Source organism: Paenibacillus rigui (genome assembly GCF_002234615.1).
GTDB lineage: Bacteria > Bacillota > Bacilli > Paenibacillales > NBRC-103111 > Paenibacillus_S > Paenibacillus_S rigui.
On the sequence record NZ_NMQW01000012.1, the window covers coordinates 170,483 to 186,408 of the forward strand.

Here is a 15,926-nt window from a genome sequence, read left to right on the forward strand (position 1 = left end):
GACCCACGCACCCGCGCTTGATCCTAGCCCTAACAGTATAGCATGTTACTCCCAAAAGTTCACTTCGCTCTTACTACGGAATAAACTAAAAATAACCCCGGCGAACTTAAATCGCCGGGGTTATCGTCGATGACGGAATTAAACTTCCAAAGCCGCAGCCACAGGCGCAGCGTCTACAGGGTAGACGCTAACTTTCTTGCGATCACGACCCAAACGCTCAAACTTCACAACGCCTTCAACCTTTGCGAACAGCGTATCATCGGTACCGATACCTACGTTGTTGCCCGGGTGAATTTTCGTTCCGCGTTGACGAACCAGGATGCTGCCTGCAGTTACTTGCTGGCCGTCTGCACGTTTAACGCCAAGACGCTTCGCAATACTGTCACGACCGTTCTTTGTGGAACCTACACCCTTCTTGGAAGCGAACAATTGAAGATTTAATTGTAGCATGATGTCTACCTCCTTCTTCATTAATGTTGATCCTGCATAGCTATATATGCACCATACGATTGTTCTATCGATTGCAGCATGACGACCATCGACTCCATGAGCATCTGTACCTTTTCGGACAATGCAGCCTCAAGCTGATCCGGCACTGTAACATCAAGGAAACCATGCTTGGTTTTCGCTTGCAGCTCCAGTCCTAATAAAGCTTCAACCGCATTGACGGTACCGACCGTCACCGCTGAGACGCCGGCGCAAACAATGTCTTTGCCTGGCTCATCATACAGCGCATGACCTTTCACTCGGAACGATTGAATAAGGCCGTCAGGACTCCGTTTGATCGTTACCCGAATCATCGCCTTATTCCTTAAGCCTGGATTTTGTCAATCACAACTTTAGTGTAAGGCTGACGGTGACCTTGCTTACGACGGTAGTTCTTTTTCGCTTTGTATTTGTAAACGATGATTTTCTCACCTTTACCGTGCTTTTCCACTTTCGCGGATACAGCTGCGCCGGAAACCAGCGGAGCGCCAAGCACCAAACCGCTTTCTTTGGAGACAGCCAATACTTTGTCAAAAGTAACGGACTCGCCTTCACCAGCGTTCAATTTCTCGATGTAAAGAACATCGCCTTCTTGAACTTTATACTGTTTACCACCTGTTTCAATAATTGCGTACATTTCGTTGCACCTCCCTCATGTCTCAGACTCGCCTAAAAGCCAGGTGACATCTCCCCTACGGAAAATGCACTTCACTAAACCCGCTTCGTGCGGTTACAGCATGTTTTGCAACATACCTGAACATTCTATCACAAAGGTCAAATCAATGCAATGGCCTATTTGGTTTTACCTGCTTCAATAAGAAGTATGATTATGACTTTCCCTCCGCCGTCCATACCCAGCCGGTGCCTTCACATGCGGAGCACCGTTTGACCGCCAGCTTTTCTTTGCCGTCCCGTACCTTCTTGCGCGTCAGCTCCACCAGGCCGAGCTTGGTCCAGCCTGCAATCACTGTCTTGGTCCGGTCCTTTCTGGATTCTCCGGCCAGCATCTGATACACGGCTTGGCGATGGGCATCCTGGTCCATATCAATGAAATCGATAATAATCAGCCCGCCGATATCCCTCAGCCTTAGCAGTCTTGCAATTTCTTTGGCTGCCAGCACGTTCGTATCTTTGGCCGTCTGCTCCAAATCGATACTTCCGGTGTACCTTCCGGTATTTACGTCAAATACCGTCAAAGCCTCTGTATAATCAACGATCAGGTAGCCGCCATTCTCCAGCCACACCTTCCGCTTGAACCCATTCTTCAGCTGCTCTTCCACATCAAAATTGATGAATAATGGAATCCTTGGGTTCGTATACAAATGCACGCGGTCCCGGAAAGAATCGGAGGTGTTGCGCAGCAGCGTCATAATCAAAGCGTACGCTTCCGGATCGTTGACCCAAAGGCCTTCCACATCATCCTGAAACACATCCCGAATCCAACGAGGCAGCAGCCCGAAGTCCGTATATACCTTGCGCGGGACCGGGCCCTTTTGGTTAGCGGACTCCTCCACGACCTGCCAGCGTTGGCGCAGCTCAGCAAGGTCGGATAGGATCGACTCCTCGTCTATGCCTTCGGCGGCGGTACGGGCGATGAATCCTTCCCCCCGCTCTAACCGACGTTCGGCCACGGCTTTCAACCGTTCCCGCTCCGCTTCATGCTCAATCTTACGGGAAACGCCTACATAGTCTGCGTTCGGCATATAAACACCCCAGCGGCCCGGGATGGAATGATGCGTGGTCACCCGGGCCCCTTTCGTCCCCACCGGTTCCTTTACGACTTGTACCAGCACCGTTTGTCCAACCTGAACCAGCTCCGTAATCGGCGGCTTCTGTTTAGGCTGTCTGTCCAAGTGTGCGGGTAAAATATCATCTATATATAAAAAGGCGTTTTTATCCAATCCAATATCGAGGAACGCTGCCTGCATCCCTTGCAAGACACTAACAACCCGACCTAGATACATGTTGCCCGCGAGTTGTTCCGCTCCACGAGATTCATTATCATACTCAACCAATCTCCCGTCTTCCATTACAGCCACTTCGATCTGGTCCTGACTACATTGCACCAGCATACGTTTCATGATTTTCCACCTCGGTCTCCATTTTACATGAAAAGCTCGGAAATGGCACTCCCCCGCTTCGTTTCATTGAAATACGTATGCAGCAGCGGTTGCTCCGGAAGCACACGGCAAATGGCCCCGTGTTCATCCATGACATACACCAGGTGGTATTTCTCGCGCATAAAGAGCCGGACGATATCCGTAACCTTCCGCCGTCCATGGACGATGATGGGCTGAGCCAAGGTGCCCCGATTCATAAGCCGCTGAAGCGTAAACTCTCTGTTAATCAGAAAGCGCATAAAATGATACGACAAGCTCTTGTACGAATACCAATTGGAAACAAGCAGAAAAACGGCGATCATAAGCAAATTCAGCTGAATGCTTCCGCGATACAAGTGCAGTATGGAGACCACGATCAGCAGCGCGCTGAAAACCAGGCTTAACATGCAGTTCAATGCAATCGTCCGCTGGTAAGGAAGCCATAGGCTCATCAGAGACTGCATAATTTTCCCTCCGTCCAGCGGAAGAATCGGCAGCAAATTAAACAAGGCGATAAAGATATTGGCTTGGATAACATATTGGGTCCATTCTTCATTTACTACACCGGTGAGCTGCAGCGCATAGGCGATGACAATCATCCAGCCGTTCTGGAGCGGACCGGCAAGCGAAACGACGATTTCCTGCCAGGCCGGCACACTGCCAAGCTCGTCCATTACGGCAACACCGCCAAAGGGCAGCAGCTGTACCTCTCTCACCCGCCAGCCGAAGCTTTTGGCCGCCATAACATGCCCGAGCTCATGGATAAGGACAATACCGAACAAAGTGGCCGTTTCTACGAAATAGCCGGCAAACACCGAAAGCAGGATGACAATCGAGAACAGCGGGTGAAATCGGTACGATGTACCGAACCATCGATTCCATTTAATCAAAACGTACCACATCCGCCGGGTTCACAAATGCATTATCCTTGGACACTGCGAAGTAGAGGTAGCCCGATTGATTCGTGCTGTTCTTGGACACGGTCCCGATCGTCTCCCCTCCCTTGACCCAGTCATTAAGCTCGACACGGCCCTGCTCAATCCATCCATAGACGGATTGCAGCCCGTTCGTATGACGGATAATGACCGTGTATCCTGTGTCTTCCTTGCTGCCGACGTACACTACCAATCCGGTATCCATAGCCGACACCGTAGCATCCGCTTTGGTCTCCAGTGTGACGCCCAGCCTGCTCGGCTCATAGGGGGCGATAATTTTACTCCCCTTCACAGGCGTAAAATAATGCTTGGATAGCACCGATACCTTCTCCGCATCCGGCTGCTTCACAGGGTTAAGAGCGGGCAGCAAATGAGGAGACCCGCCGAACTGGCGTTCATACCAAAGCGCAACCGGCTGAAAATCAAACGGCTCTTGCAATGCGGAGGAAACAAACGCTTTCCCCCGATTGGCCCACGGATGATCCCATTGAAACATCCCATACACCAAGGCGAATAAAATGCAGCTGAGAATCAGCTTCCGGCGGAACCTTCTTTTCCCCGGTCCCCACCGGCCCCCTTCATAGGAATGGTTATCATCCTCGTACGAGTAGTCACCCAAATTTTTCTCCCACCGCTGCTTCCATGCATATTCGGGATCATTCCAGCGTTCGATAAGCTCGGGTTCCACCGCAGGTCCTCTGCTGTGACGCAGCTCTCCCCCGGCACCCGCCGGCTTGCCCTGGAACCGTGTATGGTTCTCTTCATGCGGTGCAGTCATATGATAAGTGCGGCGTTCCGCTCCCGATTCCTGCAAGCTGCGGATTCGTTCCATGCGCCTCTGGCGCACCTTGTTTTTGGTTTCCATAGACGACTCCCCCTCATATACTTCATCCTATGAGCCTGTACACTTGAATATAACAAAGGGAAGTGCGGTCATGGCAAAAAAAGAGACATGCCTTCCGAAAGCTTTACTCCCGGAAAACTGCCTCTTTGAGCAATGCAACACAATGACTAAGCAAAGACGAAACTAATAATTCGGCTCACTTTCTTGATGGACCTTCGTACTCATGACCAGCCCGATGCTCATCATATTAATTAACAGCGAGGTACCGCCGTAACTGATGAATGGCAGCGTTATGCCGGTGAGCGGCATGATCCCGATCAGCATACCGACATTTTCAAAAATCTGAAACACAAACATGGACACAACCCCCACAATAATGTAGGAGCCGCCCTTGTCCCCGCATTGAATGGAGATCAGGATCATTCTATAGATCAGCACGAAGTACAGGAGAAGCAGGATCGATGAGCCCACAAACCCGAATTCTTCCGCAAGCACGACGAAAATGGAGTCCGAATACGCATAAGGAATAAAATGCCGGTGAACCGAGGTGCCTTGCAAATATTTCTCCCCCGTCAATCCACCGGAGCCGATAGCCTTAATCGAGTTATCGACCTGGAACTTCTGATCCTTTGTTGCAGAGTCCGGGTTAATAAATGTATCCAGACGTGCCACCCAGTGACCTTTGCCCTGCTCGGTAAAATACTGCTTGATCGGTTCGTGGTAATGGTTAAACATGTATAAAAAACCGGCGAACAAGGCGGCGACGACCAGCGCCCCGATGAGAAAATGAAGATACTTCACATTCCCGATCCACAGCATGCCTATAAAAATAACGATAAAAATAATGGCATTCCCCAAGTCCGGCTGAATCAGCACGAGTGCAAAAGGGACCGCCATAATCAGACCGACCGGGATGACATCCGTCAACAAAAGCAGCGGCTCTCCCTGCCTTCTGGCCAAAAAAGCAGCCAGGGAAATGATCAGCAGCAGCTTGGACAGCTCCGCCGGCTGAAACAGGAGCCCGCCCGGCAGCTCAAACCAGCTCTTGGCTCCGTTGATTTCTTTACCGAATGCATATACCGCGGCCAGCAAGCACAGCCCGGCAATGTACAGATAAGGGGATATTTTTAACAGCGCGCGAAAATCGATAAAGGTAATACCCATAAAAGCAAGAATCGATATGACGTAAATAAGTATGATTTTTTGCAAATCGAATTTAATGGTCGGATCATCCAGCGTAGCGCTGTAAACCAGCAAGGTGCTGATGACCATAAACACTAACAAGATGGCTACAATGGGAAAATCTATTTTTTTAAATTTGTGCAGCACTTCCCGCTCATCCTATTCCAATAAACTTCTTTAATTTGCGAATGACGCCCGGCTTTTCTTCCATCGGCATAAGAGGTACCGTATCCCCAAGCATCCTTCTTGCGATATTGCGGTAAGCGATCGCGGCGCGCGAATTCGGATTCATGACCGTCGGCTCACCCATATTCGCCGCTTTAATAACATACTCGTCATCAGGCACAATCCCAAGCAGATCGATGGCCAGTACAGAGCAGATTTCGTCGATATCCAGCATTTCGCCTTTTTTGACCATGTTTGCGCGGATGCGGTTAATGATCAGCTTCGGAGACTCGATCCGCTCATTCTCAAGCAGCCCGATAATCCGGTCAGCGTCCCGTACCGCCGCATTTTCCGGCGTAGTCACGACAATCGCTTTATCTGCGCCGGCGACTGCATTTTTAAAGCCCTGCTCTATCCCCGCCGGACAGTCGATAATGACAAAATCGAAATCCTTTTTCAGCTCCAGCACGATATCCCGTACCGCCTCGGGCGAAATCGCATGCTTGTCTTTGGTTTGTGCAGCGGGAAGCATATAAAGCTCATCGAACCGCTTGTCCTTCACCAAAGCCTGCGGCAGCCGGCAGCGCCCTTCCGCTACGTCTATCAAATCATAGATGATCCGGTTTTCCAACCCCATCACCACGTCCAAATTGCGTAATCCGATATCGGTGTCCACCATGCACACCTTTTTCCCCTGAAGCGCCAGCGCCGTTCCGATATTGGCGGACGTGGTCGTCTTACCGACACCACCTTTGCCCGAAGTAATGACGATTGCCTCTCCCATACGGCTCAACTCCTTCACGTTACTGCTTCATTTCCAATCTGTGCAATTGATGTATTTTATCGATTTCCATCTTGCCTTGCTTGACGTAGGCGTATTCCATAAACGCTTCGTTAATTCCCCACTCATCCGGCGGTCTGCTAATAATCGAGGCAATCCGCAGCTGTGTCGGCCTCAAGTGTGAAGCTGCAATAACGGCAGACTCATCCCCGTCGACCCCTGCATGAGCCATCCCCCGGAGGGAGCCCATAATATAAATACTCCCTGAACTGATGATCGTCCCGCCGGGATTAATGTCGCCGAGAAATAAAATATTGCCTTCCTCGGTCAATGTTTGTCCCGAACGCACCATGCCCTTCAACAGTTTCACATCCGACATATTAGCCAGTGCCGAGGAGGCGTCGTCTGCAAGAGACTCAATGGATTGAATCAACAAATTGCCCTTTTGCCCGATGATGGAGCGGATTTGTTCTTTTTCTTCTTCGGAAGCCTGGCGTGAACCAAGCTTGATATATACATGAATGATCGGACCCGTCAAAATTTTTTGATGGGTTTTCTCCAGCTTGTGCTGTAGCTCCTTAATCAGTTCGTCAAATTCACAGGTGTCGTCCAGCAAAAAAACAAGGCCGTCCTTGACTCCCTTGATCGTCACATGATGCTTCACCGCAGTCATACACATCTCCAACCTCCCAGCCTATACAATTCGGCAAAATTCTCCCCATCTCCTTCTTCCCCGGAAAAATTATTCGTCCGCTGCGGATGAGACGCTCTGCATGCTCTCGAAGAGCTTCCTTACAGGCACGTACACAATCAGAGCGAAAAGAAGATTGATCAGCATGCTTGGAAGCATCTGATGGAAGAATGCCCATTGCAGATCCAGGTGGGTGACCTGGAATACTCTGTATAAGCCGTAAAGTATCCATTCGAAAAAAAGATTGCCCAAGCCTATGACCAGCATGCTTACGGCGATGTTGGAAAAAAGACGGCGATGCGTCAAGCCTGCCAGGTATCCGGTCAGCCCCATCGCAAAGGAAATCGGTCCAAGCATAGGAGAATAATACATAAAGTCCTGGAGCAAGCCGAACACCAGCCCGTAGACCAAAGCGGTATGACGGTCAACATAAAGTCCGATGTACAGTACGATGACTAAAATAAAATGGGGTGCTACATATACCTTGGATTGCCATACCTCCGGTATAATCCACTGCAGCAGCGTCCCCTCGAGAATAAAGAGTCCAAGTAAAATAAGCCAAAGCAACTTTCTGGTCACAATCAACCCCCCTGCTCCGGAGTGATCACGACGAATACCTCGCGCAAATGGTCAAACGACGCAAACGGCTGAATGACCGCGACATGCGAAATGCCGAAATTACCCGGCTCCCGGGAAATCACTTTACCGACTTCAATCCCTTTCGGGAAAATTTGGCCCAAGCCCGACGTAATGACGACATCGCCAACTGCAAGCTTATCGTTCGGATCGATTTTGGTCATGACCAGCTTTTGCTTCTCGCGATCATAGCTCTCGATAATGCCGAAGGATTCATTCTCCTTGCCCTTCACGGTTACCGCAATGGCCTTGGAATCATCGGACGTATCATCGATTCCCTTCAGGAGCTGGACATTGGAATAAAAGGAGGATACCTGCTTGACCCGGCCAACCAAGCCTTCGACGGACATGACGGCCATATTCGGCTTCACACCGTCTTTCTCCCCGAGATTGATCCGAACCGTATTATTAAGCAGGTCAGGGTTAACGGCTACGACCTCGGCGATACGAAAGGTATAGTTGTTGGTCTGCTTCTGACGTTCCGTAAAGCCAAGGGCCTCCTGCAGCCTTTTGTTCTGCTGCTCCAGATCGTTCAGCCGTGTCGTGTCACGGGCGTACTTCGTCAAGGTTTGCTTCAGCACCTTGTTCTCCTCGAAAATCGTACGCAATTGTCCCATATCCTCAAAGAAACCCGCTATGTAGCCAGCGGGCTTATAAAACAGTCCTTGAGTCCAGGAGACGGTGTCGGTTATAAATTTTTCCGGCCAGGTCATGCGTTCGCGTTTGCCCAGCGTCAAGCCCATCAGGGCAATAAAACAGATGAGGCCCAGCATCAAAATGAGCAGCCTCTTGTTCCCCAGTAATTTCACCGCAACCACCTTCTAAGCTTGAATGCCAAAGTATTATTAACGCCTGGATTTGCCCGCAGGACCCGATTTCCGGAACAAATGAATATTTTCGAGCGCTCTTCCCGTTCCAATGGCCACGCAATCCAGCGGATTCTCAGCCACAAGCACCGGCATGCCGGTTTCGCGGGACAGCAGCTTATCCAGATTGCGCAGCAATCCGCCTCCGCCCGTCAGTACAATCCCGCGGTCCATAATATCCGCCGAAAGCTCGGGAGGACACTTCTCCAAGGTTACCTTCACCGCTTCCACGATACTGTTGACCGTATCCGCCAAGGCTTCGGTAATTTCCTCAGAGGTAATAGCCATCGTCTTAGGCAGGCCGCTCACCAAGTCTCTGCCGCGAATTTCGAATCGAACCGGCTGATCGCTTGACATGGCCGAGCCGATCTCCATTTTGATCGATTCCGCCGTACGTTCCCCAATCATGAGGTTGTATGTACGCTTGATATACTGCGTAATCGCCTCATCCATCTCGTCTCCGGCCACACGAATGGACCGGCTGGTAACGATGCCTCCAAGAGAAATGACGGCCACCTCGGTCGTCCCGCCGCCGATATCTACAACCATACTGCCTGTCGGCTCCCATACCGGCAGATCGGCACCGATCGCCGCTGCGAACGGTTCCTCAATCGTATAGGCGTCACGCGCTCCCGCCTGACGGGTAGCATCCTCGACCGCACGCTTCTCCACTGCCGTAATACCCGACGGGACACATACCATCACGCTCGGATGGCGCTGGAACAGCAAGCGCTGCTTTTGCGCCTGGCGAATGAAATATTTGATCATTGTCGAGGTCGTATCGAAATCTGCGATAACCCCGTCTTTCATCGGACGGACGGCTCTAATATTTCCAGGAGTACGCCCAATCATTTTCTTGGCGGCCTCTCCTACCGCTTCAATCGTCTTTGTATCGGTGCGCAGCGCCACAACGGACGGCTCCCGGACAACGATCCCTTTGCCTTTGACATAAACCAACGTATTTGCAGTGCCCAGATCGATACCCAGGTCTTTTGTGAAACCACCAAACATGTAGGTACTCCCTTCCTTGTCGTTACCAAATTTCTATTATGTTTATGTTACATCAAACCTTGCTCCTTTAAACTGACAAACTTCCGATCGCCAATCACGATATGATCGAGCACCTCAATGCCGACAATATCACCGGCTTCCACGAGCCGCTGGGTCATCTGTACGTCTTCGGAGCTTGGGGTCGGATCGCCGCTAGGGTGGTTGTGAACGCAAATAATCGAAGCGCTGCTCCGCTTGATCGCCGCCCGGAATACTTCCCTCGGATGAACGATGGATGCGTTCAGGCTCCCCATCGATAGCGTCTCCTGACCTATGACGTGATTTTTTGTATTTAAAAACAGACAAACAAAATGCTCTTTGTTTAAATAACGCAGCTCTTCCATTAGCAAGTCCGCTACATCCTTCGGCGAACGAACGGTTACCGTGTCCTCCATCGTACTGCGGGCCAGCCTGCGGCCGAGTTCGATGCCGGCTTGGATTTGCAGTCCTTTGGCGGCGCCAATTCCTTTGATTTCCGTCAGCTGCTCCAGGCTCATATCTACGAGATTACGCAGCCCGCCTGCTTGACTAAGCACACGCTGAGCCAATAAGACAGCCGATTCCTGATACGTGCCGGTCCGAAGCAAGATTGCCAGCAGTTCCGCGTTACTTAATGCTTGAGCCCCATACTGCATCATGCGTTCTCTAGGTCGTTCTTCGTTTGGGACATCGCGCAATATGACATTGCTCGATTCCATTCATTCCCCTCTTTCATTCAAAAATGTTGTGAACACCCATTATAGCATGATGCCGGGTTAAATAACAGCAACGCCCAGACGCCGCAGCAAATCGCTCAGCAGCGACATCGGCAGGCCGACGACACTGAAATAATCGCCCTCAATCCGTTCCACAAGGGTGGCGCCCAAGCCTTGAATCCCGTAGGATCCAGCCTTGTCCATCGGTTCGCCCGTATCAATATAACGCTCGATTTGGTCATCCGTCAACGCCTTCATCGAAACTGACACCATCTGGCAGGAGACCAGCTCTTGTCCCGTCCGAAGATCGATGCAGGATACCCCGCTGTATACCTTGTGCGCCCTCCCCTGAAGCCGTTTGAGCGTAAGGAAAGCGTCCTGCTTGTCCTTCGGCTTGCCAAGAACGAGGGAATCGAGCACGACAATCGTATCGGAGCCGATGATAACCCCCTCGCTGCCCTCCGGCTGCTCTACCTTATACAATTCGTACACTGCTCCCGCTTTGCGACTGGATAATTGTTCCACGACTTGCTGCGGGCTGAGTCCCGGCTCCGTGTCCTCGTTCACATCGCTGACTCTGATTTCAAACGGCAGCCGAAGGGATTGAATCAATTCCTGACGACGGGGCGATGATGACGCCAAAATCAGTTTTTTCTGTTCCTTCATCGACATATATAGACTCCTTGTCCCGAATGGTATGATAGTTGTTTGTTTAAGCTTGCGTTACAGCTTGCGGTACAGCCAAAAGGCGGCTGCCAAACCGAGCAGACTGATCAGGCTCAGCTTGAGCTCTAAAAGAAGGTCGTATTTCAAAACGAGTAGATCCGCTTTGGGCTTCCAGGACAGCTCTACGGATTTGGTCAAAAACGATAAGGCCGGCACCGATGACAGCAGTTGGCCGATCAACGTTCCCGCCACTAATCCTATGATGAGCAATAAGATGAAAGTAAATGTATTTTTTTTCAAATGGACGATCCTTCCCTATGAATATACTTACCCATAATTATATCATAGATTTGGAGAATGTTACCTGATTACAATAGGTTCCAGTGCCTTGTACAATGGGAGCAGCGTCTGTCTGCAATGCTTCTCGATGATGAGCGGCCGCACCCGTCAGCGAGATCGTATCGCCAAAAGGATACCCCCGTTCGAAATGATAGCGAAGGGGAATGATTCCTATGCGCTGAACAACAGGAGGGATACTATACATATGCGTCGGCCTTTTACTATCTTCAGCTTACTGATGGCCTGCGCCATCGCTTTCCCATCGATGTCCGAGGCGGCGAAAATTGTGGTGGATGCCGGCCACGGCGGGTCGGACCCGGGCGCTATCGGCGTGAATGGACTCAATGAAAAAACAGTCAATCTGGATATCGCCCTGCAAGTCAGAGAGCTGCTTATCAAGCGCGGCTATGAGGTCGCAATGACCCGGACGGACGATACCTTCATCAGCTTAAAGGATCGCGTACAATTCACCGATGCACAGCAAGCGGACTTATTCGTCTCCATCCATGCGAATTCGTACTCGAATGCGGGCACCCGCGGAGCGATGGTGCTTTACTATGATAGCGCCTATCCTCAAGAGGACTACCCTGCAAGTCCCCAAATGTCACAGCTTACTCCGCAAAGCCGCGCCTTCGCCCAGCAGATGCTCGACACATTCGTTCGCTCGACCGATGTGGAAAACCGCGGGCTGCTGCCCAGTGCGGTATACGTAATCCGTATGGGGCAAATTCCGAGCATTCTTGTAGAAACCGCTTTCTTATCGAATGCCCAGGATGCCGCGATGCTCTCCACCCCAGAGGTCCGTACGCAGATGGCTCAAGCCATCGAGAGCGGCATTGAAGCGTACCTGCCCCCGGATGCCCAAGGGGGCGAGGGGTTCACGGATACGCGGACCCATTGGGCCCGGGAAGCGATCGCCCGCCTCAAGACGCAGGGCATCCTCGACGGCGTCGGCAAGCAGTTCCAGCCCGACCGCGAGCTGACTCGGGCGGAGTGGGTCACCCTGCTGGACCGGATCTTCGACCTGTCGAAGGTCCAGCCCACTCTTGGCGCCGGCGGCTGCAGCGCCGTCGCCAAAGCCGTGTACGCAGGCGGGTGCACCTGGCCTGCACCCGCCCCGTTCAAGGACGCGGCGGCAGGCCACTGGGCCTACGCGGCCTTGAACAAGGCGGTTCGCGCCGGCGTGCTGGACGGGTATGAGGACGGGACGCTTCGTCCCGACCGGCCCGTCACGCGGGCGGAGGTCGCCGCCATGTTCCAGCGGCTGGCGCTGCCGCAGGCAAGTGCTGCACCTGCAGCGCCGCTGCCGCAGGCGTTCAAGGATGTGCCGGCCGATGCCTGGTCGGCACAGGCGATCTCCAGCCTGAAGCAAGCAGGCTGGATTGACGGCGTCACGGCGGACCGCTATATGCCGGACCGCCGCATGACGCGTGCCGAAGCGGCGGCGCTGCTGGACCGCTACGTGCAAAAGCGGAGTCCTGCACGGCCCTAGCCGCCCATGAGCAGGACAGTACATTTAGGCGAAAGTCCGCGTCTGTCTTATACACAAGGACAAACGGCTTCACCATCTTTCAAGGTGCCATACGTTTGTATTTACCAAACAAAACCCGTGATCCCTGCAGTCTTTGGACTTAAACGCAGGGTCACGGGTTTTGTTATTTTACAAAGCGGAAGCGCCGGGGGTTCCCGGAAGAAATTGCACCCGCACGGTCTCTTCCGTACCGGGCTTCGCCACCGTCAGATCCAGGAGATACAGATCTTCCCGCACGCCGCTGTGATTCATGAAATCGACACGCTCGACGGAGCATTGCAACTGACTCGCATCAAAGATCAGGTCCGTCACAGCGTTATTCTGCTGCAGCCGAACGCGTCCATCGCTTACCATCTCCGGCTTCGTAAAGGAAACGAACCGCTCGACGATGGAATCCGGCGCCTGCTCAAACCGGTAACGGTCGATGAGCTCAAGCTGAGGGGCAGCCCCTTTTTTATCAAATTGAAACGTTCTAATCAACGATTGCAAATTGGAGCTCGGATACGCCCCCGCCAGCTCCAGCGCAAATACGTCCCGATTCTCACTTGTGGATATGTCCAGCACTTGCGCGGCAAACTGCTTGCCCTCCTGCTGTTCTATGCCTTCAATGATAGGAACTGAATGCCCTTTGGACCGGTTGCCTATGTAGCTGTAGCGCTGTTCCCCGAAGTAGGACTTCGTATACTCTCCGGCCCCCGTATCGGTCAGCAGGGTCGTCCCGTTCACATGGAGCATAAAATGTCCGACGTCGTTATGATTATGCGGCTCCGCATTATGCCCTCCCTTGGCGGCAAAGCTAACGACATGCCCCTGACTTACCGTGCGGCTGACAAGCCATTCGGCATCCTGCAAATAATACACCGCTTCCGTTGCTTCTTCCGATGCCTCAGGAGCAAGACTCCACACAAAATTACGGACGGCGTTCGGCCAGCGGGCACAATGATCTGTCGTATAAGATGAAGCGAAACGGGCCGGCGGCATTTCCACCTCCGGATAGATGGTTTTCAAATAACCGGTCAGGCCGGGCGAAAAGCTCGAGTGCAAGGAAGCGTCGGAAAAGCTGACAGTCCAATCTTCATTCAGATAGCATTTTTGTTGAAACAAAGCGATCTGCTTGATCTTTTCTCCGGTAAATAAATCGACGGCCCCTCCGGTCCGCTGCTTCAATAAGTCGGCAAAATAAGTATAATAGCCAAACCCGTAGTTCCAGTAGCCTATCCCTTCAGTACAAGCTCCGTCCGCATCAAATCCGCTGAGGTAGCACTCCATCGCCTGTAGAACCCGTCCGATGATTGGCGTTAGCCCTGCACTGTCCTGGATTAAGTAGAGGGCTGCGGACCCAATAGAGCCGGAGCATACGGCCGACCAGTTATGGGTAGCTTGCTCCCAAAATAAAAAGGAGCCGAGTTCACAGAACGGTTCAAGAACTCTCTCTCGAATTTCCTTTCTTGCTCTGCTCATCACCACCTCGGACAGCCGGGTCTCCAATAGACTGCAAATTTCAGCTAACGTAAACGCAGTCTCCGAAGCAAACAAATCGATCGTTTGCCGATGCGGCTTCACCTTCCCGTGCAGCTGACCGTCACATGCAGGCGCTTCAGCCTGATTCAGCTTGTCGATCGACTTTAATGAATGTCCGCCAAGGTGAGCCGGCAAACACCACGTATATTCATCGCACATGGCCCAGATGATATCTTCCAGCGCTTCGATATCCTGAGGCTTTCCATACGCCAAGGACAAGATTGCAAACGTATTCAACCGAAGACGGTTTTTAAAGTAAGCTTTCTCAAATTCGATTCGGTTGCCGGTCGTGTCAAAGAGTTTATATTTCGAGAATGGCAGCACCCCGATTGGCTCCTGGCGCAAGCTTTCCCCAACCTCCACAACCTCCTGCAGCAGCTTGCTGTGGTTTGGCGAAGTGCGGATTTCCTCCCACTTGCTGCCGCTCCGGCCGATCTCAAAAAGGGGCTGTCCCTTCAACTGTTTGGCTCCATACTCTAAAGCTTCAAAAAGCACTCTCGTATCCATTGATTCCTTATCCCTCCTAATAAATATTCTAATGATGGATGGAACTTGTACATGAGTCACTACTGTTCTATCACAAAAAAAAGAAGATGTATATAGGTATATTAACTTCCTTACATTGACACAATACAAACAAATTTACCATACGAGGAGGGAATCGGTATGAGCAAGGAGCAGCCCAAAGCACCGGAGAGCCAGTCACGGCGTCAGTTTCTTAAATATTCTGGCACAGCGATCGGCGGCGCTATTGTCGGCGGTGTCATCGGAGGAGCCATTGCAGCCAACCGTAAAAACAATACGGCCAAAACCCCGGAAGGACAGACGGCGGAAACACCGACTAAAAATTACAGCCAGGCTTTGATGTATTTCACGCAGGACCAATTCGATACGACGGAAGCCGCGTCGGAACGCATTTTCCCTAAAGATGACCTCGGCCCCGGAGCGAAGGAGCTGGGCGTAGCTTACTTTATCGATCACCAGCTTGCCAGTCAATGGGGGAACAACGGCAAGGAATACATGATAGGTCCCTTCATTAAAGGGGAGCCGACGCAGGGGAACTACCCCAGCATCAAACGGCATGACCTGTTTACCCATGGCTTGAAGGCCTTGCAGGATACAAGCCAATCGAAGTATCAGAAAGCGTTTCAGGAGCTGGCCCCGGAACAGCAAGACGAGCTTCTCGGATTGTTCGAAAAGGGAGAACAGGTTACCGTGACCGGCGGGACGGCTCAACAGTTTTTCAATCTGCTGAAAAATTTCACGATCGAAGGCGTCTATTCCGATCCGCTGTATGGCGGCAACAAGGATATGCAGGGCTGGAAAATGCGCAATTACCCTGGCAACCAAATGAGCTACACCGAAATTATGGCCAAAGACCAGTTTGTCAAAATTGAACCGGCCAGTCTGCACGATCATATGACTGCACATTGAACAAG

At 51.8% G+C, this 15,926-nt stretch carries 18 protein-coding genes and 1 other annotated feature; of the genes, 2 read left to right on the forward strand and 16 right to left on the reverse strand.

Translation table 11 applies throughout. The features are described from left to right. Positions 1-138: 138 nt before the first annotated feature. The 15 genes from rpmA to CF651_RS08395 all read right to left on the reverse strand — a co-directional run bounded on the left by rpmA (position 139) and on the right by CF651_RS08395 (position 11,396). Positions 139-450 (reverse strand): 50S ribosomal protein L27, encoded by a 312-nt coding sequence (gene rpmA, locus CF651_RS08325; RefSeq protein WP_094014393.1) that lies wholly within the window; start codon positions 448-450, stop codon positions 139-141. Positions 451-470: 20 nt separating this feature from the next. Further along, positions 471-800, reverse strand: a complete 330-nt coding sequence (locus CF651_RS08330; protein ID WP_094014394.1) for a ribosomal-processing cysteine protease Prp — start codon at positions 798-800, stop codon at positions 471-473. Positions 801-811: 11 nt separating this feature from the next. Next, complete coding sequence (rplU, locus tag CF651_RS08335) at positions 812-1,123, reverse strand: 50S ribosomal protein L21 (RefSeq protein WP_094014395.1); 312 nt, start codon at positions 1,121-1,123, stop codon at positions 812-814. A 14-nt stretch (positions 1,124-1,137) separates the two neighbouring features. Then, positions 1,138-1,228, reverse strand: a sequence feature (ribosomal protein L21 leader region). Between the two features lie 85 nt (positions 1,229-1,313). Next, positions 1,314-2,567 carry an Rne/Rng family ribonuclease gene (locus tag CF651_RS08340; protein WP_094014396.1) on the reverse strand — a complete coding sequence of 418 codons (1,254 nt, stop codon included), beginning with the start codon at positions 2,565-2,567 and terminating at the stop codon, positions 1,314-1,316. A 23-nt stretch (positions 2,568-2,590) separates the two neighbouring features. Beyond that, complete coding sequence (locus CF651_RS08345; protein ID WP_245855780.1) at positions 2,591-3,475, reverse strand: M50 family metallopeptidase; 885 nt, start codon at positions 3,473-3,475, stop codon at positions 2,591-2,593. Then, positions 3,468-4,385, reverse strand: a complete 918-nt coding sequence (locus CF651_RS08350) for a M23 family metallopeptidase (protein WP_094014398.1) — start codon at positions 4,383-4,385, stop codon at positions 3,468-3,470. Before CF651_RS08350 ends, CF651_RS08345 begins: the two co-directional genes overlap by 8 nt. A gap of 162 nt (positions 4,386-4,547) precedes the next feature. Next, a complete protein-coding gene (locus CF651_RS08355) occupies positions 4,548-5,693 on the reverse strand; it encodes an FtsW/RodA/SpoVE family cell cycle protein (protein ID WP_094014399.1) in 1,146 nt (381 codons plus the stop codon). 7 nt (positions 5,694-5,700) lie between these two features. Further along, positions 5,701-6,495: a septum site-determining protein MinD gene (gene minD / locus CF651_RS08360; RefSeq protein WP_094014400.1), complete on the reverse strand. Its 795-nt coding sequence runs from the start codon at positions 6,493-6,495 to the stop codon at positions 5,701-5,703. Positions 6,496-6,514: 19 nt separating this feature from the next. Beyond that, positions 6,515-7,165 carry a septum site-determining protein MinC gene (locus tag CF651_RS08365; protein WP_094014401.1) on the reverse strand — a complete coding sequence of 217 codons (651 nt, stop codon included), beginning with the start codon at positions 7,163-7,165 and terminating at the stop codon, positions 6,515-6,517. A 69-nt stretch (positions 7,166-7,234) separates the two neighbouring features. Continuing rightward, on the reverse strand, positions 7,235-7,762 hold the full coding sequence (mreD, locus tag CF651_RS08370; protein ID WP_094014402.1) for a rod shape-determining protein MreD: 528 nt from the start codon (positions 7,760-7,762) through the stop codon (positions 7,235-7,237). Between the two features lie 2 nt (positions 7,763-7,764). Next, entirely contained in the window at positions 7,765-8,628 is an 864-nt protein-coding gene (gene mreC, locus CF651_RS08375) for a rod shape-determining protein MreC (RefSeq protein WP_094014403.1), read from the reverse strand. A gap of 36 nt (positions 8,629-8,664) precedes the next feature. Beyond that, positions 8,665-9,696 (reverse strand): rod shape-determining protein, encoded by a 1,032-nt coding sequence (locus CF651_RS08380; RefSeq protein WP_094014404.1) that lies wholly within the window; start codon positions 9,694-9,696, stop codon positions 8,665-8,667. Positions 9,697-9,743: 47 nt separating this feature from the next. Further along, positions 9,744-10,433 carry a RadC family protein gene (gene radC / locus CF651_RS08385; RefSeq protein WP_094014405.1) on the reverse strand — a complete coding sequence of 230 codons (690 nt, stop codon included), beginning with the start codon at positions 10,431-10,433 and terminating at the stop codon, positions 9,744-9,746. A gap of 57 nt (positions 10,434-10,490) precedes the next feature. Next, on the reverse strand, positions 10,491-11,102 hold the full coding sequence (locus tag CF651_RS08390; protein WP_094014406.1) for a Maf family protein: 612 nt from the start codon (positions 11,100-11,102) through the stop codon (positions 10,491-10,493). A gap of 51 nt (positions 11,103-11,153) precedes the next feature. Then, entirely contained in the window at positions 11,154-11,396 is a 243-nt protein-coding gene (locus CF651_RS08395) for a DUF4321 domain-containing protein (RefSeq protein WP_094014407.1), read from the reverse strand. A gap of 244 nt (positions 11,397-11,640) precedes the next feature. Here CF651_RS08395 and CF651_RS08400 point away from each other — a divergent pair, with 244 nt between their 5' ends. Next, complete coding sequence (locus tag CF651_RS08400) at positions 11,641-12,927, forward strand: N-acetylmuramoyl-L-alanine amidase (protein WP_094014408.1); 1,287 nt, start codon at positions 11,641-11,643, stop codon at positions 12,925-12,927. Between the two features lie 168 nt (positions 12,928-13,095). On the opposite strand, the gene CF651_RS08405 is transcribed toward CF651_RS08400, so the two are convergent. Further along, on the reverse strand, positions 13,096-14,994 hold the full coding sequence (locus CF651_RS08405) for a heparinase II/III family protein (RefSeq protein ID WP_094014409.1): 1,899 nt from the start codon (positions 14,992-14,994) through the stop codon (positions 13,096-13,098). Between the two features lie 159 nt (positions 14,995-15,153). Here CF651_RS08405 and CF651_RS08410 point away from each other — a divergent pair, with 159 nt between their 5' ends. Next, entirely contained in the window at positions 15,154-15,921 is a 768-nt protein-coding gene (locus CF651_RS08410; RefSeq protein WP_094014410.1) for a gluconate 2-dehydrogenase subunit 3 family protein, read from the forward strand. The last annotated feature ends 5 nt before the right edge of the window (positions 15,922-15,926 follow it).